The sequence below is a fragment of the Kineococcus sp. NBC_00420 genome (assembly GCF_036021035.1).
In the GTDB taxonomy this organism is placed as follows: Bacteria; Actinomycetota; Actinomycetes; order Actinomycetales; family Kineococcaceae; genus Kineococcus.
In genome coordinates this window covers 727,099-748,704 of sequence record NZ_CP107930.1, presented here as the reverse complement: position 1 = coordinate 748,704, position 21,606 = coordinate 727,099, and the positions used below count along the sequence as shown (strand labels likewise).

Annotated in this window: 20 protein-coding genes and 5 pseudogenes; 11 read left to right on the top strand and 14 right to left on the bottom strand. The window is 69.5% G+C overall.

Annotated elements, in window-relative coordinates; translation table 11 throughout:
• Positions 1-152: 152 nt before the first annotated feature.
• The 4 genes and pseudogenes from OG218_RS03715 to OG218_RS03695 all read right to left on the bottom strand — a co-directional run bounded on the left by OG218_RS03715 (position 153) and on the right by OG218_RS03695 (position 4,673).
• Positions 153-1,733: a Na+/H+ antiporter gene (locus OG218_RS03715; RefSeq protein WP_328291852.1), complete on the bottom strand. Its 1,581-nt coding sequence runs from the start codon at positions 1,731-1,733 to the stop codon at positions 153-155.
• A gap of 350 nt (positions 1,734-2,083) precedes the next feature.
• On the bottom strand, positions 2,084-2,227 hold the full coding sequence (locus OG218_RS03710; RefSeq protein ID WP_328291851.1) for a hypothetical protein: 144 nt from the start codon (positions 2,225-2,227) through the stop codon (positions 2,084-2,086).
• A gap of 11 nt (positions 2,228-2,238) precedes the next feature.
• Positions 2,239-3,589: pseudogene (gene nhaA, locus OG218_RS26575) on the bottom strand (Na+/H+ antiporter NhaA).
• 103 nt (positions 3,590-3,692) lie between these two features.
• Positions 3,693-4,673, bottom strand: coding sequence for an ROK family protein (locus OG218_RS03695; protein WP_328291849.1), 981 nt, complete (start codon positions 4,671-4,673; stop codon positions 3,693-3,695).
• Positions 4,674-4,897: 224 nt separating this feature from the next.
• Here OG218_RS03695 and OG218_RS03690 point away from each other — a divergent pair, with 224 nt between their 5' ends.
• Entirely contained in the window at positions 4,898-5,047 is a 150-nt protein-coding gene (locus tag OG218_RS03690; protein ID WP_328291848.1) for a hypothetical protein, read from the top strand.
• Positions 5,048-5,361: 314 nt separating this feature from the next.
• Here the strand turns inward: OG218_RS03690 and OG218_RS26570 are convergent.
• Positions 5,362-6,623 (bottom strand): annotated as a pseudogene (locus OG218_RS26570) (FAD-dependent oxidoreductase).
• A gap of 64 nt (positions 6,624-6,687) precedes the next feature.
• Here OG218_RS26570 and OG218_RS03675 point away from each other — a divergent pair.
• Complete coding sequence (locus OG218_RS03675) at positions 6,688-7,266, top strand: TetR/AcrR family transcriptional regulator C-terminal domain-containing protein (RefSeq protein ID WP_328291845.1); 579 nt, start codon at positions 6,688-6,690, stop codon at positions 7,264-7,266.
• A gap of 123 nt (positions 7,267-7,389) precedes the next feature.
• Here OG218_RS03675 and OG218_RS03670 read toward each other — a convergent pair.
• A pseudogene (locus OG218_RS03670) lies at positions 7,390-7,749 on the bottom strand (transposase family protein); the annotation flags it as partial.
• On the opposite strand from OG218_RS03670, the pseudogene OG218_RS03665 reads away from it, so the two are divergent.
• Positions 7,721-7,894, top strand: a pseudogene (locus OG218_RS03665) (IS3-like element ISAar46 family transposase); the annotation flags it as partial. The pseudogenes OG218_RS03670 and OG218_RS03665 sit on opposite strands and share 29 nt — an antisense overlap.
• Before the next feature lie 86 nt (positions 7,895-7,980).
• Positions 7,981-8,550, top strand: a complete 570-nt coding sequence (locus OG218_RS26565; RefSeq protein ID WP_442906358.1) for a transposase family protein — start codon at positions 7,981-7,983, stop codon at positions 8,548-8,550.
• Positions 8,551-8,637: 87 nt separating this feature from the next.
• Here the strand turns inward: OG218_RS26565 and OG218_RS03655 are convergent, their stop codons facing one another.
• Positions 8,638-9,516, bottom strand: coding sequence for an NmrA/HSCARG family protein (locus tag OG218_RS03655; protein ID WP_328291843.1), 879 nt, complete (start codon positions 9,514-9,516; stop codon positions 8,638-8,640).
• Positions 9,517-9,599: 83 nt separating this feature from the next.
• Positions 9,600-10,040: a MarR family winged helix-turn-helix transcriptional regulator gene (locus OG218_RS03650; RefSeq protein ID WP_328291842.1), complete on the bottom strand. Its 441-nt coding sequence runs from the start codon at positions 10,038-10,040 to the stop codon at positions 9,600-9,602.
• Positions 10,041-10,136: 96 nt separating this feature from the next.
• Here OG218_RS03650 and OG218_RS03645 point away from each other — a divergent pair, with 96 nt between their 5' ends.
• Complete coding sequence (locus OG218_RS03645; RefSeq protein WP_328291841.1) at positions 10,137-10,394, top strand: Lsr2 dimerization domain-containing protein; 258 nt, start codon at positions 10,137-10,139, stop codon at positions 10,392-10,394.
• A 307-nt stretch (positions 10,395-10,701) separates the two neighbouring features.
• Here OG218_RS03645 and OG218_RS03640 read toward each other — a convergent pair whose 3' ends face one another.
• Both OG218_RS03640 and OG218_RS03635 read right to left on the bottom strand, forming a co-directional pair.
• Positions 10,702-11,769, bottom strand: a complete 1,068-nt coding sequence (locus OG218_RS03640) for a glycosyltransferase (protein ID WP_328296210.1) — start codon at positions 11,767-11,769, stop codon at positions 10,702-10,704.
• A gap of 128 nt (positions 11,770-11,897) precedes the next feature.
• Positions 11,898-12,116 carry a hypothetical protein gene (locus OG218_RS03635; RefSeq protein WP_328291840.1) on the bottom strand — a complete coding sequence of 73 codons (219 nt, stop codon included), beginning with the start codon at positions 12,114-12,116 and terminating at the stop codon, positions 11,898-11,900.
• A gap of 314 nt (positions 12,117-12,430) precedes the next feature.
• Between OG218_RS03635 and OG218_RS03630 the strand changes: the two genes are divergently transcribed.
• The 4 genes and pseudogenes from OG218_RS03630 to OG218_RS03620 all read left to right on the top strand — a co-directional run bounded on the left by OG218_RS03630 (position 12,431) and on the right by OG218_RS03620 (position 16,450).
• Entirely contained in the window at positions 12,431-13,150 is a 720-nt protein-coding gene (locus OG218_RS03630) for a transposase family protein (protein ID WP_328291839.1), read from the top strand.
• Positions 13,151-13,159: 9 nt separating this feature from the next.
• Positions 13,160-13,402 (top strand): annotated as a pseudogene (locus OG218_RS26560) (ATP-binding protein); the annotation flags it as partial.
• Positions 13,403-13,607: 205 nt separating this feature from the next.
• Positions 13,608-13,994 (top strand): hypothetical protein, encoded by a 387-nt coding sequence (locus OG218_RS03625; protein WP_380162494.1) that lies wholly within the window; start codon positions 13,608-13,610, stop codon positions 13,992-13,994.
• The gene (locus OG218_RS03620; protein ID WP_328291837.1) at positions 13,994-16,450 is read left to right on the top strand and encodes a DUF4132 domain-containing protein; all 2,457 of its coding nucleotides are present in this window, start codon (positions 13,994-13,996) and stop codon (positions 16,448-16,450) included. Before OG218_RS03625 ends, OG218_RS03620 begins: the two co-directional genes overlap by 1 nt.
• A gap of 462 nt (positions 16,451-16,912) precedes the next feature.
• On the opposite strand, the gene OG218_RS03615 is transcribed toward OG218_RS03620, so the two are convergent.
• Positions 16,913-17,095, bottom strand: a complete 183-nt coding sequence (locus OG218_RS03615) for a hypothetical protein (protein ID WP_328291836.1) — start codon at positions 17,093-17,095, stop codon at positions 16,913-16,915.
• Positions 17,096-17,500: 405 nt separating this feature from the next.
• Here OG218_RS03615 and OG218_RS03610 point away from each other — a divergent pair, with 405 nt between their 5' ends.
• The gene (locus OG218_RS03610) at positions 17,501-18,061 is read left to right on the top strand and encodes a hypothetical protein (RefSeq protein ID WP_328291835.1); all 561 of its coding nucleotides are present in this window, start codon (positions 17,501-17,503) and stop codon (positions 18,059-18,061) included.
• A gap of 170 nt (positions 18,062-18,231) precedes the next feature.
• Here the strand turns inward: OG218_RS03610 and OG218_RS03605 are convergent, their stop codons facing one another.
• From OG218_RS03605 to OG218_RS03595, 3 genes are all read right to left on the bottom strand, one after another.
• The gene (locus OG218_RS03605) at positions 18,232-18,921 is read right to left on the bottom strand and encodes a hypothetical protein (protein ID WP_328291834.1); all 690 of its coding nucleotides are present in this window, start codon (positions 18,919-18,921) and stop codon (positions 18,232-18,234) included.
• Complete coding sequence (locus OG218_RS03600) at positions 18,921-19,505, bottom strand: SigE family RNA polymerase sigma factor (RefSeq protein WP_328291833.1); 585 nt, start codon at positions 19,503-19,505, stop codon at positions 18,921-18,923. The genes OG218_RS03605 and OG218_RS03600 overlap by 1 nt, the downstream gene beginning before the upstream one ends.
• A gap of 277 nt (positions 19,506-19,782) precedes the next feature.
• The gene (locus tag OG218_RS03595) at positions 19,783-20,763 is read right to left on the bottom strand and encodes a HEAT repeat domain-containing protein (RefSeq protein WP_328291832.1); all 981 of its coding nucleotides are present in this window, start codon (positions 20,761-20,763) and stop codon (positions 19,783-19,785) included.
• Positions 20,764-20,985: 222 nt separating this feature from the next.
• On the opposite strand from OG218_RS03595, the gene OG218_RS03590 reads away from it, so the two are divergent.
• Positions 20,986-21,600 carry a hypothetical protein gene (locus tag OG218_RS03590; protein WP_328291831.1) on the top strand — a complete coding sequence of 205 codons (615 nt, stop codon included), beginning with the start codon at positions 20,986-20,988 and terminating at the stop codon, positions 21,598-21,600.
• The last annotated feature ends 6 nt before the right edge of the window (positions 21,601-21,606 follow it).

The following is a 21,606-nucleotide window of genomic DNA, read 5'->3' as shown; positions in this document are numbered from 1 at the left end:
TCGCACGAGCAACCAGTTCCGCGGCGAGCAGTTGCCGCCGCCGGCGGTCCGCCTGTTCTCCGGGTTCTCCGGGTTCTCCGAGTTGCTCGAGGACTTCCCGAAGGGGCCGGTGGCGCAACCAGTCAGCGGCAGACCCCCACCCGGCTCCCGGGTCACGTTTCATAGCGCAACGACCGGGACTCGATGTCGAAGAGGACGACTTCGGCGGCTTCCGCGCTGACCTGGCCCTGACGACGGGCCCGCTGCACCGCGTCACGTTCGGCCTCGCTGGCGGTGGCGAGCAGCCGGCGCAGGTGGTCTCCCGCGCTGTCACCGCCGAGGTCACCCTCGACGAGATCGGTGACGCTGCGGCGGTAGTCCAATCGATTCTCGTACTGGCGCAGCACGGCCTGGACGACAGCCTCGGGGGTGTCGGTGTCGGTGTCGGTGTCGTCTTCGCGGAGTCGGTGCAGGGCAGCCTCCGCGGCGAGGTGGTGCAGTCGACGGACGTCGGTTCCGGTGTCGGCATCATCAGCGACGCCGAGACGGCGGATCAGCGGCGCCAACGTCAGCCCCTGCAGGACGAGGGTCACGATGACCACGACCAGCGCGACGACCACGACAACCTGCCGGGAGGGGAAGTCGTCACCGTTCTCGATCGTGGCTGGCAGCGCCAGAGCCGTGGCCACGGTCACGACCCCACGCATCCCGGCCCACGCCGTCACGGCCGCTTCGCGGTGTCCCGCCGGGGTTCCCTCGTTGCGGCGGCGGGCCCGTCGACCGGCGAGGGCCGAGGCGGTGAACATCGCCGCGGTGCGCAACAGGACCAGGACGGCGATGACCGCTGCCGTCAGGCCCCAGGTGCTCGCGTCGTTCAGCTCCGTCGACGAACGCAGGACGGTGGTCAGTTCCAGTCCGAGGAAGGCGAAGACGAGTCCGCTGACCAGGAAGTCGACGAAGCGCCACACGGACTTACCCAGCAGCCACCCGCCGGAGGTCACCTGTCCCGCGGTGCGGGCCCGCAGGAACAGCCCCGTCCCCAGGACGGCGAGGACGCCGGAGGCGCCGAGGTGGTCGGCCAGCAGGTACACGGCGAAGGGGACCGCGACGGTCACGGTCGTCTCGGTCGCGGCGTCGTGCAGGTGGCCCAGCGCCCAGCGGGTCAGCCAGCCACCGACGATGCCGATGCCCAGCCCACCCACCACCGCGACGAGGAGGCTCAGACCGATCTCCCCGGCACTCACGCCGCCGGCGACGACGGCCATCACCGACAACTGGTAGACGACCAGCGCGGTCGCGTCGTTGAACTGCCCCTCACCCTCGAGCAGGGTCACCAGCCGGGCCGGCAGGTGCAGTCGACCGGCGACCGCGGTGGCCGCGACCGGGTCAGGTGGGGCCACGACCGCCCCGAGGACAGCCGCGATCGCCCACGGCAGGCCCAGGGCGTGCGCGACGACGGCCACGAGCGCGGCGGTGAGCAGCGTCAGCCCGACGGCCAGCCCGAGGACCGGGCGGATCGCGCCACGCAGTTCCCGGATGGAGGTGTTCTGGGTCGCGGCGAACAACAGGGGAGGAAGGACCAACGGAAGGATCAGGTCGGGGGAGAGCCGAGGGATGGGTACATGGGGGATGAGGCCGAGGGCGAGGCCGTAGATGGTGAGCATTACCGGTTGGGGAACTCCCCAGCGGTCCGCGGCGGGGGTCAGCACGATGACGCCGAGGACCAGGAGTCCCAGCGCCAGGATGTCGCTCATGAGGTCATTCCGTCCTGCTGCTGGTCTTGGTCATCGTCGTGGTCGGGTTGACGTTCTTGTCGGTGGTCTTCTGGGGGTTCGTGCTGGGCGCCATCGGTGCACTGCTGGCCGTTCCGTTGAGCTTGCTGGCCCGGGCTGTCCTGGTCGATGCCGATCGTTCAGCGCACTGGCTGCTGCCGCTGATCGCCGGCAATCCCCGTGGAGTGCGCCGGCAGGGGGCTCGTCTGGACAGGACACGGGGCCGTGGAGCCACGGTGGCACCAGCGTCCAGTCCAGTCCCACCCGCAGAGTGAGCTGAGCCCTCCCCGCCACGGAGGAGACCGATCACTGACGGCAAGGTGTCGTTCTGCTCACTGTGTGCCTCCTGCGTCGAAGGCGTTGAGCTCGGCCAGGGTCCGCTCACCGCTGAAGCGCAGCACGAGGATCAGCCACAGGTAGGCCGCAGCGCCGACCAGCAGTACCCGCAGCAGACCGTTCACGTCATCGAAGAACATGCGCCTCGCCTCTAGCTCCGCCCGTGTTGGTAGACGTCGGGGATGCCGTCGCCGTCGTCGTCGCGCTGTTCTTCCTGCTGCAGGCGGCGGTAGGTGCGGTTGCGCACCCGCAGCACGACGGCGGCCAGGAGGGCGGCGAGCAGGGAGCCGGTGAGGACGCCGACCTTGACGTGCTCGTCACGCAGGCTGTCACTGCCGAAGGCGAGCTCACCGATGAGCAGGGACACGGTGAAGCCGATTCCACCGAGCAGGGCGGCGCCCAGTGCGTCCCACCACGACAGGCTCTCGTCCAGGCGGGCGCGGGTGAAGCGGGACACCAGCGCGGTCGCGCCGAGGATGCCCACCGACTTCCCGGCCACCAGGGCCACCACGATGCCCAGCGCGACGCGGTCCTGCAGCGAGGTCACCAGTCCACTGAGGCCGCCCACGGCGACCCCGGCGGAGAAGAAACGCGAACACGGGGACGGCGACACCAGCGGGCAACGGCAGCCAGACGTGCTCGAAGTGCTCGGCCATCCCCGGTCCGGCCTCGGGCCCGCCGGCGGCGCGGGAGCGGATGACGGGGACGGTGAAGCCGAGCAGGACCCCGGCGACGGTGGCGTGGATGCCGGAGGCGTGCATCAGCGCCCACGCCAGCACCGCCAGGGGGATGAGCAGCCACCAGGAGCGGATGCGTCTCTGCACCAGCACCCCGAATGCGGCGATGGTCGCGAGGGATCCGAGGAGGGGCAGCAGGGCGAGACCACTGGTGTAGGAGATCGCGATGATGGTGATGGCCAGCAGGTCATCCACGGCCAGGGTCAGCAGGAACGTGCGCAGTGCGGTGGGCAGGTGGGTGCTGATCACCGCCAGGACCGCGACGGCGAAGGCGATGTCGGTGGCGGTGGGGATCGCCCACCCCTGCAGCGCCCCGTTCCCGGTGGAGAGGTTGATCAGGGCGTACAGCAGCGCGGGCACGGCCATGCCCCCGACGGCGGCGGTCACGGGGACCAGGGCGCGACGGACCTCGCGCAGGTCACCGGCGACGAACTCGCGTTTGAGCTCCAGCCCGGCGATGAAGAAGAAGATCGCCAGCAGCCCGTCGGCGGCCCACTGCCCCAGGGACAGGTCCAGGTGCAGTGCGTGGGGTCCCACGACGGTGTCGCGCAGCCCCGCGTAGGCCGCAGACCAGGGCGAGTTCGCCCAGACCAGCGCGATCACGGTACCCAGCAGCAGCAGGGCCCCACCGACGGTCTCCTTGCGCAGTACCGTGGTGATGCGCTGGGTCTCCAGCCAGGACCCACGGCTGAACAGGGCTGTGCCGCCGCGCGGCGCGGCAGGGGGCGGCGTGGCCGGGGTCGGCGGGGGAGGACTACCGCTCATGCGTGACGGGTGATCGTGGTGGGCTGTCCGGGGCGACGCGTTCGGTGCGTTCGACGCGCGTCGTGGTGTCGGCGGACGGGTCCCTGCTTCACGATCGCTGCCCTCAACCGGCGATGACGAGGGCACGGGCCAGCGCGGCGGCGCCGACCACGCCGGAGTCGTCACCGAGCTCGGCGACGCGGAACTGCAGGTCGGGGCTGGGGCGCATGACCCAGGGCCGGGTGGAGGTCTCGATGCGGTCGGCGAGGTCACTGCCGAGCTTCTCGGCCAGGCCACCACCGATGACGACGAGGTCGACGTCGAGGACGTTGAGGACGGCGCCGATGCCGACACCGACGGTGTCCACCGCGGTGGCGAAGACCTCGATCGCCAGCTCGTCATCGGCTTCGAGGGCGTCACGCCAGACCCCTGAGGTCATCGAGCTCTTGTCGTGTTCGACGCGCAGCTCTTCGAGCACGCTCGTGCGTCCGGCTTCGATCATGGACCGCACGGCGCTGGTCATGGACCGTCGTCCTGCGTAGGCCTCCACACAGCCGCGTCGACCGCAGCTGCACAACGCCCCGCCCTCGCGGACGACGATGTGCCCGATCTCCCCGGCGCCGCCGCGGGCCCCGTGGAAGGGGCGGCCTTGAAGGATCAGGCCGCCACCGACACTGGTTCCCAGCCACACCCCCAGCACGTTCTCGGCGCCTTGGGCCGCACCGGCGAGCCATTCCCCCAGGAGGCCGACGTTGGCGTCGTTGCCGAGCGCCACGGGCAATCCCGTCCGCTGCGTCAGACCGGAAACGAGGTCGACGGGTCCGTCCCAATTCGGCAGGTTGGGAACCGTCAGCGCCTGTCCCTGGTGTACGACACCCGGAATGCCCAGACCCACTGCCGCCGGCGTCTGGTCCTCCCCGGACTCCTCCGCGGACTCGCCGGCGTTCTCGAGCAGTTCGCGCACGAGGTCCGCGACGACGTCCAGGACGGCGTCTGGACCGTCCTGGGGGGTGTTCTTCTTGGCGCGGCTGATGACCTCGTGATCGTCACCGACCAGCCCCACCTCGATGTTCGTCCCGCCGACGTCGACCCCGATCGTGTGCACCGCGTCCTCCTGGTCCAGGTCTTCTGGTCCCGGTGATCATCGACCATCACCGGCGCACGACCAGAGCGGCGCGCGTTCGGACCATGGCACGACACCGGGATCGCAGCGACCGGAGGACATCGCAGCGACTGCCCTTGCGTCCTTCGTGACTGTTCATCCTGCTTGTTCTCCGCGTGCGGAGCAACGCGTGGAGGCCCCCCCACGCCGTGGTCCCGGGTGACGAGATGCCGGCTGCGAGACACCGTTGCGAACGTCGGACCAATCGCGCCGACGCCGACGCCGACACCGTGGTCGCGCTGGTCGAGGCGGTGCTCGGTGGGCTCGCCGGTATGCGCTTCGACCGTCGCCTCGACGAGGTCGGCCTGGGCGCGTGACCACCGTGACCACCGTGGCCGACACCCGTGGCGGGGGTGGCCCGTCCTGATCGCCGGGGTGTTCGTGCCGTTGCTGGACGAGCGGATCGACGATGAACTCCCCACCGGTACTGGCAGGTCGTTCCCTGGATGCTCGTGGAGTCTGGCATGGGTGTGGGGTGGGCCGGCAAGTACTTCTGGGGTTTTCCCCCGTGCAGTTGGCGGTTCTCCCGTCCCAGTCGCGCAAATCCTTGGGGATCGTCCCCATTCAGCGCGCTTGGACCGTCTGCACGACTATCTCCGCTGCCGCTACCGTCGCGTTCGGTGGCGCGGACTCACTCCCGCAACTGCTTGGTGAGTGGGGCGGGGTCCGCGGGTAGCGCCCACGCGCCACCTCGATCCTCCTTCGCGGTGCGTGCGATGAGGTCGGGGAGGCGCAGTGCCGTGGCCAGGCCGGCCACGACGTGCAGAGCGTTGACCGCGCGTTGTGTCGTGGGTAGTCCCAGGCGCAGCAGCCGTGGGTTGACCGCAGCCTGGATCTGATCGGCGAAGGGCCGTAGCTGCCGGTCGTAGTTGGCCAGTGCGGTGGGTAGGTCGTGGGCGTTGTGGTTGATCTGTCCGGCCAGGACGTGTGCCCCGACCAGGGCGCCGGAGACACCCATTCCGCTGTAGGGGGAGGCGCAGTGCGCGGCGTCCCCGACCAGCACGACCCGCCCCTTCGACCAGGTGTCGGTGCGGACCTGCAGCACCTCCTGGGAGTAGAAACTCTTGGTGGCGTCCATGCCGGCCAGGAACCGCTCGCTCTGCCATCCCGCGTTCCGGAACCGGTCGGCCCAGAACTCCATCTGGCGCTGGATCGGCTGGCGGTGCACCGCAGAGGCTTCCGCGGAACTCTCCCGGAGGAAGAAGTAGACCTGCGTCAGCTCCGGGTGGTGACTGCGGCGCATGATCTGGCGGCCACCGGGAGCGGTGTAGGTGTCGCGGAGGGCACCGTCGGAGTCGATGCGGGGGACGAACCAGTACGCGTGTGGATGCCCAGGCGCCGGTAGGGCTCCGGGGCGCCGTGGGGAAGGATCGCGCGACGGGTGCGTGAGCCCTGCCCGTCGGCGCCGACGAGGAGGTCGAAGGTCCGTGAGGAGCCGTCGGCGAAGTGGGCGAGCACCTCGTGTTCGTCCTGTTCGAAGCGTTCCACGCTCGTGCCGTAGACGTGTTCGACGTCGCCCCGCGTCGCCTCGTGCATGATCCGCACCAGGTCCCCGCGCATGATCTCGTACTCCGAGGTCAGGCTCTGCCGGCCTCTGCCGGAGGTGTTCGCCATGATCGTCGCTCGGGTCCTGCCGCGGGCGTCGACGAAGGCGACCCCGGGCTCGTCCACGAGCTTCTCGCGGACGGCCTCGAGCAGTCCCATGCGCTGGACGGCTTCGATGCCCTGCCCGCGCAGGTCGACCTGGGCGCCGGTGGCCCGCAGGGCGGGGAAGCGCTCCACGACGGTGACCTGGTGTCCACCCCGGGCCAGCCAGAAGGCGAGGGTTTCGCCGGCGATGCCCCCACCGCAGATGAGGACCTTCAGGGACGGTGTGGGTGTCGTGGTTGCCATGACGACCTTATCTATCGGTGATAGGTACCTCGACAGCGTCATCTATCGCCGATAGGTTGTCAAGGTGTCGAAGATCAACCGGGAGACCGTCGTCGCCGAGGCCCTGGACCTGCTCGACGAGGTCGGGCTGGACGCCGTCAGCACCCGGGCGCTGGCCCGGCGCCTCGGCGTGGAGCAGCCCTCGCTGTACTGGCACTTCCGCAAGAAGGAGGACCTGCTCACCGCCATGAGCGAGGCCGCCATGGCTCCGCACGCCACCGCGCTACTGCCGAGCGCGGGTGAGGACTGGCAGAACTGGTTCGCGGAAAACAGTCGCAGCCTGCGGCGGACCCTGCTGATGCGCCGCGACGGCGCACGGCTGCACGCCGGCTCCTTCCCCGGCGAGGCGGACCTGCAACGCATCACCCACAAGCTGAAGTTCCTCACCGCCGCCGGAGTCCCCGAAGGGCACGCCCGGATGGCGATGCTCGCCTCGGGCCGGTACACCGTCGGCTGCGTCCTAGAGGAGCAGGCCCAGCTGCACCGGTCCAGTGGTGTGGCTTTGGCGGCCGCAGAAGATCATGTCGATCACGAGGCGGCCTTCGAGGCTGGGCTCGCCTTCATGGTGACCGGCGTGGCCGACCACGTGGTGCGCGGGTCCTAGCTCGATGGTCCGCTGATGACGTCGGAGCGGCGGCTCCAGCGGCTGTTTCCTTGTCTGTCAGGGTGAGTTGAGGCCAGCGGCTCATTGAGCCTTTGTCAGTAGCGGTTTGATCATGACGGCGGGTTACGTCGTGCGGTGGTGCTCGCGGTGCAGGACGACGAGGGCTGCGGCGACGATGACCCCGATACGCCAGGGGCAGAGCCCGACGTGCTTCAGAGCCTTGAAGGTGTTCTTCAGTAGCGAGTTGCCGCGTTCGACGACGGCGCGGGTGGCGGAGTGCAGCGCGTTGACGCAGGCTTCATCGTCGGTCAGGGTTTGGCCCTTGACGTGCTTCACGGGACAGGTGAGGCGGCCGCGTTCGCCTCCGTAGCCCAGGTCAGCCAGAACGGCGTGCTCGTCATCGCGCCAAGCGTCGAGGGAGTCCAACAGGCCAGGGTGAGTTCGGACGCAGGTCGTATCGTGGTGGCGCCGGGCCCGCGACGCCGGCCTGCTCGAAGGCAAGAACGACAGCACGCCCGTTGGCCGACCCAGCGCCGAGCAGGTCGAGATCGCCCGCTTGAAGCGTGAACTGGAGGTGACCCGCAGCAAACTCGCCACCACCGAGACCGCACTGGACATCATGGGAAAAGCGGCTCTTGTGACTCATGTGTGAGCTGAGCCCAGCGCTGTCGACGCGCCACTGACCTGCTGAGATGCAGGGCGCACGCCGTCCTGGTGGCTACGGTCCTGATTGTCGAGATCGGAACCGTCACCACGGGAGAACGGCCTGCGCGGGTCAGGACACGGGTTGAGCTGCTCGGGCTGCAGCAGGCCGTCGTCGAAGACGCCGAGTTCGACGACGACGGGGTGCTCGTCGTGTCGGTGCGGGTGTCGAAGCGCGTCGTCAACCGGTGCGGGCGGTGCCGGCGGCCGTGCCGCCGCTTCGACGACGGGCGCGGGGTTCTGCGGTGGCGGACACTGGACGTGGGCGGTGTGCGGGCCTACGTGCAGGCAGCTGCGCCGCGGGTTCGGTGCCGGAGGCACGGGGTGGTGGGTCAGCAGCAAGGTGGCGATGTGCTGCACAACGGTCCTGGAGGTGTGCAGCACAGCGGTGTCGGTGACAGCATCAGGCACGGTGGAACTCCGGTGGTGGGTGTTGCTGTGGGAGGCCCTCCGTCTATCGGAGTTCCACCTCCACCCGCAAACTCGGATCCCAGGCCGACGACCGGGAGTCACATCTGCGTGCCGCTGACAACAGGGCAGTGTGCCGGTGTGGGCCTCGGGCATGGCCCGGGGGCTTCGTGACGACTTCAACCGCTGGCGGATGCGTTGCCGTGCCCAGAGCGCCGAGGCCGTGGGCACGATCACGGGGCGTTCATCGCGGCCAGAGGCTCAAGAACCAGCCACGTTCGTGGACGGGACCCAACCGGTAGAGCGGATCCACTGGGCGAGGTCCTGGGTGGCCGGCTCGATTGCCCGCACCGCCGCGAGATCGGTCGGGTAGTCCGCCATCTTCGCGAACTGGCGGAACATCGCCCTGTCGAGGTCGCTGGGAAGCACACTCAACGGGAGGGCCTCGTACCGTGCCGGGAGCCCGGCGTACGCGCCGAACGCCGCGGCGATCTGAGGGCCCGTCAGCTCATCGCCGACGAGCTCGACGACTCCGCCGGGCGCCTGCGCGGTGTTGAGCGAAAGCGCGGCAGCGACCTTACCGACGTCCCTGACCGAGATCATCTTCAGGACGGCGTCCTCGGGCAGCGGCAACCGAAGCACGAGCTCTCCGTGCTCCAGCTTGGGTGCCATCACTTCCATGAAGGGGGTCGAGCGAAGCACCGAGGCCCGGAGGCCCGACTTCCTCAGGTGCTCCTCGATCGTGTGCTTCGAGTCGTGGTGCGGCACGCCCGACTCATGGTCCGCGCCGAAGACCGAACTGAACACGACGTGCGGGACGCGTACCGCGGTCGCCGCGTCGACGAGGGCGGTGCCGATGCGGATCTCCGTCTCGACCTCGTCAAGGTTGTTCGCCTCCGGGGTCATGAAGTAGAACGCCTCGACTCCCATCAACGCGGCGCTCAACGAGGCCGCGTCGTCACTCCGGATGGCCACCAGCTCGACGCCGCGGGCGGCCAGCGCCTGAGCTCGGTCGGACTGCGGGTTGCGGACCAGGGCCCGGACCGGGGCTTCGTGGTCCAGCAGTGCGTCGATCACCGCGCCACCCTGTTGTCCCGTCGCGCCGAAGACGGCGATCGTGCCGGTCGTCTGTGTGCTCATCGCTTCCACCCCTCACTAGTTCATGTCATGAACCAAACTAGTTCATGACATGAACATCGTCAAGGTGCGGGTCTAGCGGAACTTCACGGCGTGCTGGGCTGCTTCGAGGTGGACGAAGAAGGGCCCGAAGCGTCCACGACGGCGGTGGCCACGCGCTCGAGGTCGCGCTGATCGTCGGCGTCGAGGTTTCTCGCGATCTCAGGCAGGCGCCTGGTGATCTCGGCGTACACGGCCTCAGCGAGCACCTTCCCCGTGGGCGTTGCACTGAGCATGACGACCCGGCGGTCCTGCGCCGAGCTTGCTCGGGCGACCAACTCGAGGCGCGCGGTGCGATCCACCAGCTGGCTCAAGGCGTTCTTCGTCATGCCCAACGCCGCGACGAGTTCGGCCATCTGCCGCGGCTCGTTCCTGACTGCGCAGATCAGCGTGGCCTGCGAAGGGGTCAAGTCGAACTCGGCGCAGATCTGCGCGTACTTGCGTTGAATCACCACCGAGAGCCAGAAGAGCTTGTCGCCGTAGTCCACGCCAGCCTCCCCTTCCGATGACGGACGATCAGCCTACTCGTCGCTGACCGGCAGATCGTTCTGCACGCCTCGGACACGGTCATCATGTGACGGATCGTGACCATCACACCGCTAGCGGGAAAGGCTCACTACGAGATCGACCTCAGCACCGAGCATGCCCACCAACTGCGCGTCGGCCTCGACGTGTTCATCCAGCACGCCCGCCGCACCGGGAAGCAGACCGTCGGACATCGCGACGACTACCGGCGCACCACTCTCACCCCTGATCACCACATCGTCTTCGCCTGGACCCTGGACAACGGCGACCCCGTCCCTGCCACCGTCCGCATCAGCCCGGCCGTCCTGCGCGCCTGACAGGACATCCGCTGACCCCAGTCGCCCGAACACCCGTGCTTTGCGCCATCGCGACCCGGGAGCGCCGGGGAGGGTATGGGAAGGCGCCGCTGGAAGCGTCGGCGAGGTTGAGCTCGTAGGGCAACAGAAGTAGGCGGTCAGGGGATGTAGCCGGGCGGAGACCCTCGCCGTGCCCTGCAGCCCCACATCCCCGACATCTCGTGCTGTCGACGCTGCTGTGTGGCAGGCTCAGTCCACCACCACGACGCCATCTTCTCCCCAGTGACTTTGCGATGGTAAGTACGGCAACGCCGTCTTCTGGGCTAGATCATCCATTGACCATCGTGATGCGGCCCACGATCTCGCGAGGGCCCATCCCCGAGCTGATCTGCGCCGCGAGGCGCTGAGCAGCCACGCGATGGTCATCCCCTGCGAGCAACTCGTGCACTGCTGCGGCAACACGTGAGCTGTCGGTGACGCTGACTCCTGCACCTGCTCGAACGACGCTCTCCGCGATCGCGGGTTGGTCTGCTCCTTGAGGCCACAGGACCAGTGGGATCCCCTGGCTCAGGGCGGCCAGAACGGTCCCTGCCCCTCCGGCGGTGACCACGGCCACAGCTCCCACCAGCAGCTCAGCGAGCGGTCGAAATGGCACCCAGGAGACGGTCGTCGTGTCGCCGGGAACGGCACTGTCGGGTAGGTCTTCGCCAAGCATCATCGCTCGTGTCACCACGACGTGCATGCCGCCCTCAGCCAAACTGTCCGCAATGGTGCTGAGTGCTGCCGTGTCCGGGAATGTCGTGCCCAGGGTCACCAACACGTGCTTCTCGCGCGTTGCCGTGCGGGTCGATGCAGCGGGGTCTGCTGATCGGTGCGCCGTCGCTTGCATCGGCCAGCGGTTCGCGGTGGTGACCGGCTTGTCGCGAAGGGCGTTGGGCCACAGATCGATGATGCTCGTCGGCTCGGGGATCCTGAGCCCGGCGGTATCGAACCGTTTCTCGGCGGCGGCGGTGATGGCTCGCAGCCACTGTTCAGGGATGTCGACGGTCATGACGAACTCGTGCCACGGGACCGCCAGGACAGCGGAGAGGTATGGACCCAGGGTGTTGTACATGTCCGAGACGATGACGTCTGGCGCCCAGGTCCGGGCAGCAAGAACAGCATCGTCGATTGCGTAATCGAGCTGGACACCCCCGAACGTCTCACCAATGCCTTCGACGGTGGGGTGCATCAGGTCGCCTGCGGTGCGCTCGGCGGCAACGGAAGCGAGCACCATCGGCATCGGTCCGGCCGGCAGGAACGTCGTCGATGACGGCAGTTGCGTCTCCACCAGCGTTCGAAGCTCTTCGCTCACCATGACGGCGACGGCGTGTCCCGCTTCAATTGCCGCGTGCATCAGGGGCACTTGGGGGAGGAGGTGCCCGTGAGCGGAGACGGACGTGAAAAGGATGCGCATGGGCGTGTTGGTTCCCCGGGTCGGTTGTCGAGTGTCGTGTGCTTCGGCTTGATGGTGTGTCACGGGGTCTAGCCGGGGACCCCTGGATCGACTCTATGGGTCTGCAGGTTCGAGGCGCCACCGAGCTGGTCCACGGCGTCGATGAGCGAGGTCGTCCGGGAGCCGGTGACGCCCAGGCCGGCTACTTCGACCGACATGTCGCAGGTCATGAGTTCGATTGCGCCAGCAGCGATGACAACGAGCACAGTCTGCTCGAGGTCGTTGATCGCGAAGATTGCGTTGGGCACGCACGGCCCGGGTTCTTGGAACTGCTCCCACCAAGAGTTCATCCCGGGGACGGGGAGCGGGTGGATCACCTGGAACGCGACACCAGGATGCGACCCAGGCAACCTTGACGTGGGCAACGCGGAACCCCGGTGCGAACTGGTTGACCTGTACCGCCATGGCGGTCTCGACGCATTGAGCCGTTGCCAGTAGCGCGGTAAGGCGGCTGCTCGAGTCAGGAGGCGAAGACGTTGGGGCACGTAGGGCCTGGGTGGTCACGATGGTGGCGACCAAGCTCAACCGCCATGCCCGTCAGGACCCTACGTGCTCTCCTGTCGTGCCAGCCTCGACGTCCCCCGCGGCCTCGCCCAAGCCGTTGCCCACCTGCTGTTCCCTCACCGCGCCCGCATCGGTACCCGTCGCGGTCGCTGACCTCGCCCGCGACGACACCGACAGCCTCTCCAGTGCCTACCGCTGTCTGCACGAAGCTCTCGACGTTCTCGCCGACCAAGCCCCCGACCTCGCTGACGTGAGCGAGGACGCCCTCGAGGCCGGCCACGAGCACCTGCTGCTGGACGGCACCTCGATCCCCACCGACCGCGTCCACGACTGCGATCCTGGATCCGATCGCTGGTACTCCGGCGAGCACGAGCACCACGGCGGCAACGTCCAAGTCGTCTGCGACCCCGACGGTCGACCCCTGTGGGTTTCACCGGTCGAACTCGGCGCCACCCACGACCTCACCGCAGCCGGCCGCCACGTCCTACCCGCGCTCTCCCCAGCCGCAGCACGGGGGCTGCCGGTCCTGGGCGACAAGGGCTACATCGGCGGCGGTGTTCGCGTACCCGTTCGACGGCCGCGCAGAGGGCGAGTTCTCGATCGGAGCACTCGAGGGTGGAACTCCTACGTCAACACCGATCGCTCCTTCGTCGAGCACGGCATCGTTCACCTGAAGGTTCGCTGGCGGGCCTTGGCCCGCGCAACCCTCTGCTCCTGGGGCATCTCCGCCATCGTCGCTACCGCGCTGGTGCTCGGCATCTGGGAGAACCGGTACTGACGAAGGCTCACTGGCACCCAGTCGTCGTTCCGGTGGGTCGCGGCCGCCTACGAGCGGCGGTCCCTGGCCATCGCCTCGCGCTGGCCCTTCGAGCAGTGGGGCCGACTCCTGCCCGGGCAGACCACCGCCGCTTCGGTCCTGAACCGGCTCCTGCACCACGCGACGGTCGTGGTCACCAGCGGGGAGTCCTACCGGATGGGGCAGGCCCAGCAGGCCCGTGACGGTCGGAGGGAGGGCGCCCCGGGCCGCTGATCATCACGAGGGGTGGGGACTTCGACTTGGCCATCAGCGGGGACCGCTACCTGGCCATCGACGGACGATGCGGTCCATGTTCTCGTCGGCACCTGCGCTGGAGGTACGGATGAGGGCGGGGCCAGTGACCCCGAGTGCTGTCGCGCCGGGCGGCTGCACCTTCCGGTGGATGTCGGGGGTCGACTCTAGGGTCTTCGCTGTGGCAATGATCAACTTCGTCGACGAGACGACGTCCGGGCAACGCAGCGACGTGTGGGGACTGGAGGTGTCGGAGGAGACTCTCCCGTTGCGCGAACTGATCCGCCGGCGCATCTTCCAGGAGGTTTCCGAGCACCACGCCCGCCAGTTCGAGCCCTTCACCGGACTGGTGCAGCCCACAGCCACCGAGCGCGCCCTCAACGGCGAGCGCGTCCGCGCTCCCCATCGGGTGGACCCGCAGGAGCAGTTCGACCGAGCGGTGGAAGCATTCTCCGGCAACGGCTTCTTCGTCATCGTCGATGACCGGCAGGTCAGCGACCTCGACGCGGAGGTGGTCCTGCGCTCCGGCACCGAGGTCGTCTTCTTCAAGCTCGTGCCGTTGGTGGGTGGCTGATGACCGATGCCTGGACGCAGCGGTTGGTCGAGGACCTGCAGGGGGCCGCGGCGGCCGGGGATGAGGCCGAGCTGGTCCGACGCCTGCTCTCTGGCCACGGTGGGGCATCGAAGCCGTTCACGTCCGCGGTGCGCTCCTTCTCCTGTGACCTGCGCACCCGCCTGACGGAAGCGGTCCTGGCGCGCAGCGATGACGATGTCCTCGACCGGGCGTGGGCGTTGTCCCTCCTGACGCACGACCTGGATGGAGTTCTCACTGCCGACGACGTCGAAGGGGTGGTGCCCGACCTCGCGGGGCAGTGGACGTCGTTGCGTTCGTACCGCCTCGCTGGGTGCATCGAGCTCGCTCGCCGCGTCGGAGTTGAGGTGCCGCTGTCCCTGGTGGAGGTGGGGCGGCGTTCCGTCCAGCTGGAGCACTACGACCGCGGGCCTCTTCCCGCTGCACTCGCGGGGGTCTGCGCTCCTGCGCTGAACAGCGGGGAAGCGTGGTCCGACGCGCTCTTGGCGCAGCTGCCCGTGCTCAGGGCCGCGTGGCCCCTGTTGCTGGAGCACGCGCTGAGCGCGACCTCGGGAAAGCCGAGCGCCCGTTGGGAGGAGCAGGCGCGGAAGTGGCTGGTGGAGGTCGCCGACGGTTTCCGCCCGGCCGTCCTGAGCTGGCTCGCGCTCGTCGGGCGTCCCCGGACCGTGCCGCTGCAGCGCCAGCAGTGGGGGTACGACGCCAACGAGGCGTTCGACCCGCACAACGCCAACGCACTGCGCGGGCTGGTGTGGGCGCTGTCGCTGCTGCCCGGCGACGCCGCCACCGCCCGCGCTCTCGGCGCCCTCGTGGAGACCTCTCTGCGCAAGGTCCCCGGCCTGGGTCCGCGCAGCCCCAAGCTCGCCAACGCCGGCGTCTACGCCCTGTCCCGCCTCGAGGGGGAGGACGCTCTCGCCCAGCTGGCCCGGCTCGCGGCGCGCGTCACCTACAGGACGACCTTGAAGGAAGTCCATGCAGCCCTCGACCGACGGGCCGCGGCCATGGGGTTGTCGCGCGAGGAGGTCGAGGAGATCGCCGTCCCGGGCTACGGGCTGGAGGTCGGGGGCAGGTGCCTCCTGCAGCTGGGGGAGGCCACTGCGGAGCTCGCCGTCGACGCCAGCGACGTCACCCTCACGTGGCGCAACGCAGCGGGGAAGGTGGTGAAGTCCGTGCCGGGCGCGGTCCGGCGTGAGCACCCGGAGGAGCTGAAGGAGGTGAAGGCCACCGCCAAGGACGTCGCCGCGATGCTCAGCGCCCAGGTGGAGCGCTTGGACCGCCAGTTCCTCGCCCGGCGCACCTGGCCGTTCGCCGTCTGGCGCGAACGCTACCTCGAGCATCCCCTCGTCGCGACGATCGCCCGCCGCCTGATCTGGGTGGTGGACGGTACCCCGCTCGGGTGGGCGGAGGGGGCGCTGCATGGCCTCGACGAGGCAGTGGCTGAGCCGGGCGCGGACGCTGAGGTCTCCTTGTGGCACCCCGTCGGGCGCGACGTCAGCGAGGTGTTGGCGTGGCGGGAGTGGTTGGTCCGCTACGAGGTCGTGCAGCCTTTCAAGCAGGCCCACCGCGAGGTCTACCTGCTCACCGATGCGGAGCGCGCCACGGCCACCTACTCCAACCGTTTCGCCGCCCACGTCGTCCGCCAGCACCAGTTCAACGCCTTGGCCGCAGCCCGGGGCTGGAGGCACCGGCTGCGACTCGTGGTCGACGACAGCTTCCCGCCCGCCAGCCGGGATCTGCCCGAGTGGGGTCTGCGGGCGGAGTTCTGGGTCGAGGGCGCGGGTGAGGACTACGAGCAGGACGCTACCGAGGCCGGTGCCCACCTGCGCCTGAGCACCGACCAGGTCCGCTTCTACCCGCGTTCGGCACCCGAGAACACCAGCCACGGTTACGGCGGGGGGTATGAGTCCCGGGGCGAGACGCAGCGCGAGCCCGCGACCGCGTTGGCGCTTCAGGAGGTGCCAGCGCTGGTGCTGAGCGAGGTGCTGCGTGACGTGGACCTCTTCGTCGGGGTCGCCAGCGTCGGCAACGACCCCACCTGGCAGGACGGCGGGCCCGGGGGTCGGTTCCGCGCGTACTGGCAGTCCTACAGCTTCGGGGAACTCGCGACCACGGCAGCCACCCGACGTGACCTCCTAGCGCGCCTCGTGCCGCGGCTGGCGATTGCGGACCGCTGCTCCGTGCGGGGCAGGTTCCTCGTGGTGCGTGGGGACCTGCGTACCTACAAGATCCACCTGGGGTCGGGGAACATCCTCATGGAGCCGGACGACCAGTACCTCTGCATCGTCGCGAAGCAGGCTCCGGGTCCAGGTGGCGACGGAGTGTTCCTGCCCTTCGAGGGAGACGGCACTCTCGACCTGATCTTGTCCAAGGCGGCGCTGCTCGCCGACGATTCCGCGATCACCGACGCCACGATCACCTCGCAGATCAGCGGTGATCGGTGACGAGTTGCGCGACCTGGCACCTCTCCTCTCGCGCGAGGAAACGTGAGCTCGCGGAGGGTGGACGGGAGGGGGATCGGGGAAGTGGAGAAGTCGGTGGTTGGCCGTCGTGAGTGGTCAGGGCTGCGAGCGTCTGGGGTTTTGGCGGCGCTCGCGGGTCCACTGCGTCAGTGTCGCTGAGGTGGCGGGTCGGGGGTCGCCGATCTGTCGCGCCGCCGGCCTGCACGATCAGGTGCTGACCAGACGGTCTCGTGATCCTGGCGTCACGCGCACGGCGGGACGACCGTGACGTCTGCTTCTGGCCGACGTCAGCGAGGTCACGAGCTGGGTCGTTCCCCGTCGTCGAGGTCCTCGCGAGCGGGCCAGGGAGGCGGATCCGGGAAGGTGCCGTCGACGAGGTGCCGGGAGACGTTGGTCTTCCTGCCCATCACGAACTCCTTGGATGTTGCGCCGCTGCGACGTCGGTCAAAGCCAACCGTTGGTCCCTCGCCCTCGGCCTTGGTCGATCTGGCGGTTGATCTCCTGCGCGATGCGGGCCTTCTCGGGATCTGCCGAATGGCTCGCGCGGTCCAGGTGCCGTCGCGTGCCCCAGCCGATGCCCACCACGGACAGCAGTGCCACGGCGGCGCCGATGATCGTCCATCCCACGTCCGACCTCCTGTCAGCTCCTCGAGAGGCTACTGCCGACTCGTGAGATCGGGTCTGCTGCACTGATCGGTGACGACCGAGCTGGCGTGGGAAGGGCGGCTGAGCGGGGAACCAGCCTGCGGCGGTGGTGAGTCTCCTGTCGAAGGAGACGTAGCGGGGGCTGGTGACGACCGGTGAGGGGAGGACGTTGGCGCTGCACGATCCCGCCAGCGGCATCGTGGCTGGTCCCCGCCTGGTCGTTGGTGTGGGGTGCTCGGAGCCGGCGGGTGCCTACTCGCCAACCGCCGGCGACGGCGGACACCGCGGTACGACCAGACAGGGAGGTCCGCACCCGCGACGGGTGGTTCGCGCGTCCGTGTCCAGCTTGAATGCAGGACGGGACCCGCAGCGCGAGGAGGGACAGCAGTGGCGACGACAGTGCTCGATGAGGTCACGTGGTCCGTCGACGACCGAGGCCCCGAGCGGTCGATCTGGCGGATCGTCGTGCTGCCGATTCGCATCGCGACGGTGCTCGCCGGCTTGGTCCTCGCGCCGAGTGAGGTGCTGGCCGATCTGGGTACCGGCAGCCGCGGCCGGCGCAACGCGATCGTGCAGGTGGGGTCGTCGCACGAGCTGGCTCTGGCTCCGCTGCGGTTGAAGGGGCCCCGCACGGCATTCGGCGGGAAGCGGCAGTGGCCGGTGTGGACGGTGCGGTTGACCTCCTCGGGAGCGCGCGTCTACGACGACCCGGGGATGCCGGCGGTGGCTGAGCTGTCGCTGGCGCAGTGGTCGTTGGTGCAGGCATGTCCGCGTCGGCGTCGGCGTGCGGTGGGTCCCACCGCGTCGGGGGCGTCCTGGCGGGGGCGGCTCCGACGCGTCGGGGCGAGGGGTGTCGAGGAGTTCACGGTGGAGGGTGAGTGGCTGTCGTTGGCGTGGTTGGGTCACCTGGCCGGGTGGGAGGACCCGAGCCGGAACTTCGCCTCGTGACGGGTCCGCTGGGGCGTGTGCGGCGCTACCGCAAGGGCACGCGCGCTTCGAACCCCGTGCTCACGCACCCCCGGCGGCGCAGCGGCGCGGCTCCCCTCCTGTCGCCGCGCCGCCCACCTGCGATCGACACCCGCCCGCAGGCTCTGAGCCAGGGCCACCCGACGGGGTGCTCAGCCGACCGAGACGGTCGCGGCATCAGTGACGTGGATCGCCGCACCGAGGGCGGCGATGTCGGTGTCGGACCAGCCCAGCCCGGCCCACACCTGCACGGCGAGCTGGGTACCGGAGGGCTGGGCGAGGAACAGGGTGGTTCCGCCCAGCCGGTCACCGCCGGTGTTCAGATCGCTCTCGAAGAGCAGTCCCGTCGTGGTTCCCACCTGCACCGGGCGGACTCGGTCGCCGGTAGCGGCTTGCGGCAGGTTCTCCAGGAAGACGGCGACCTTGCCGGCGAAGGAGTTCGGGTCCTGGTCGGCGATCCCCGCCGGAGCCAGGGTGAGGACACCGGCGTCCACGCCCTGCACCTCCCACCCGCGGGGTAGCGCGTCGAGGGTGAAGCCCGCGGGCTGAGTACCGGTGTAGGCAACCATCTGCGTGTCCCCGACACCCGCGGCCGACGAGCTCGCTGGCGGTGTCGCCGCTCTCTCGGGTGTCGCGCCGGTGGGCGACCCGGTCTGCACGAGCACGGCCACGACCCCGGCAGCGGCCACGGCGAGCAACCCGCCACGGGCTCCGCGCCCCACCCGTTCGCGGCGCAGCCCGCGGTGGGCGCGGGCGAGGTCGGCCTGAACCAGGCCAGCGGGCGGGGTGTGGGGCGAGGCGGGGCCGCTGGCCTGGTCGAGCAGGGTGCGCAGGTTCGTCATCAGTGGCTCCTGGAGGTGAGGGGGTCCAGCACGGGGGTGGGGGGGCAGGCTTCGCCGGTTTCGAGGTCGGTCTCCAGGTCTGTGCCCAGCTGCCGGCGCAACTTGTCCAGGGCCCGTGCGGTCTGGCTCTTGACCGTTCCCTGGCTGCAGGTCATCGCCCGGGCGGTCTCGGCCACCGACAGGTCGTGGAAGTAGCGGAAGACCACGACCGCACGCATCCGGGCCGGCAGTTCCTGCAAGGCACGGAGGACGTCGTCGGTGCGTGGGTCGTCGCCGGTCGTGGAGCCCGGACCCTCGAGCTGCCCGGAGTGTTCGGGCAGCTGCGCGCGGAGGTGCTCGCGGCGCCGCCAGGGCCGTCGCTCCTCGTCGACCAGGGCGTTGACGAGCGCTCGCCGGGCGTAGGCGTGCACGTCGTCGGCGGCGCGGGTCCGGGGCCACACGAGGTAGAGGCGGGTCAGGGTGGTCTGCACGAGATCTTCGGCGCGGTGGGCGTCACCGCCGGTCAGCAGGGTCGCGGTGCGCAGCAGCACCGCACGCCGCTGCCGCACGTAGTCCCCGAACTCCTCGTCCCTCGTCACCGTCATGGACTGCTCCTGTCGTTCACACCCACCAGACGGATCACCACCCCACCCAGGTTGCACGAGCCGGCGGGTGTCCGGGCCCGTGGTGGTCGCCTCTGCGGGGCGCGGACGACTCGGGGACCCGGTGTCCTGAGACACCACGGTCCGCTGCCCTCGCCTGTGATGCACCAGGACTTCGGTGACAGTCGACGCGCTGGGCAGGTGGCGACCACTCGCGACGGCGCGCACACCGCGGGGTGACCGTGGAGTCGCAGGTGGTTCGGCAGCGTCGGGGAGCAGGTCAGGCTTGGGGCTGCGTGGAACTACCGCGGACGGCGTTGATCACGTCGTGGGTGGGGTACTCGCCGGGTCGTTGACTCTCGTCCCACAGGGCAAGGTGGAAGTCCTCGCCCTGGCCGCCGCCGGTCGTGCCGGAGCTGCCACTGGGACTGTCGCTGTTGATGATGAGGACGGTGCGGGGGTAGCCGCCGTCCAGTCCAACCTGCTTCGACGCCCCGACGAGCTGGTGCACCTGGGTCAGGACGTCCTGCTCCACCTGTCGTGCGGTCGTGGCCGCCTCCGGGGCGCAGCGGGCCAAGGCGGTAGCCAGGAGGTCGCTGAACTCGTCCTGGTCCCCGGCCCAGTCTTCGGCCAGCTGCTGCAGGGCGGGGTGCAGCTCAGGTGCGGCGAGTGCGGCGGCGGCTTCGAGCTCGAGGCGGAAGAGGTCTTCGCCGTCCTCGAGGCGTCGGCGCAGGACGGGTAGGGCACGTTGGTCGCCGACTTCGGCGAGGGCGAGGAGGGCTTCGCCGCGGGTGTCGGGGTCGGGGTCGGCGAGGCGGGCGGCGAGGGCATCAAGGGCGGAGAGGGAGCGGGCCTGGAGTTGGCCCAGGCCGAAGGCGGCCCAGTCCCGGACTGGGGGTTCGGGGTCGCGGGTGAGGTGGATCAGGACGTCGATGACGCGATCACGGAGGTCGTCGGTGGCGTCGACGTCGTCGACGCCACCGGGGAGGGCTTGGGCCAGGGAGAGGCGGACGTGGGAGTCGGGGTGGTCGGGGGCGACGTGGTGGAGGAGGGCGGTGGCCGCGGAGGAGTGCCAGGCGTGTCCGAGCGCGTCGACGGCGGCATGCACCACCTGCGGGTGGTCGGTGGCGGTGAGGATGGCGACCAGTCGGGGGACGACCTCGTCGATGTGTTCTGGGTGACCGTTGACGAGGTCGCCGAGGCGGTGGGCTTCGGGGATGAGCTGGTCGGTGGACGCATCGGTTGACTCGTCGGTGGGCACGTCGTGAGCGTGGCAGAGGGGCGTTGGTGTCGGTGCGGGACGTGAGGCCGTCACCTGATCGCTGGTGTTCCCGGTACCTCGGTCATCGCCAGACGTGCACAACGTGAGTTGACCCTCGTCGGTCGGCCTGACCGCGTGACGTGCTTGTCATCGATCAGTGCAGCAGACTCGGATGCCTGGGGTGGACGGCTGCCTCCCGCTGGAGTGGGTCATCCTGACCTCGTGCGTCGCTGGGACCCGCTCCAAGAACAGGACAACCGCCAGCAGCGGCGAATCGCTGCGGCGGGGCCGCCTGTCCCCTCGACCGCTGACGTCGCCGGCTTCGAGGACTACCCCTGCTTCTACGTGAAGCTGCGTCGTGGGCGGGTGCTGGACTCCGCGGGTTCCTTCGAGGAGATCGTGCGCTCAGCACGCGGGGGCTGGGCAGCGGGGACGACGGTGACGGCGACCCATCTGGCTCCCGATCGTCATCCGGTTCTCCTCCTCGAGGCGGCTGTCGGTGCAGGGGGCGGTGCTGAGTACGGCGCCAGGTGTGGTGCCACCCGCTGGGTGGCTGACGTGCCCGGCAGCGCCACGGCAGGACTCGTGGGCGCCCTGCGGACCTTGCACGCCTTCGACGCCCTCCCCGAGCTGAGCATCCAACGCGGTGGGGTGATCGGCTCCACTGCCGCCCGGACGCAAGCGGCTTGGCTCAGTGGGGAGACCCGGGCCGGTGTGGACGGGTTTCGGGTCCAGTGTCCCCGCCCATCAGGGCATGAGGGGTTGTGCGTGGTCCACGCCGTGGTGGGGGATGTGACGTGGAGTTGGGATCGCGAGCGTGAGGTGATCATCACCTGACTCCTC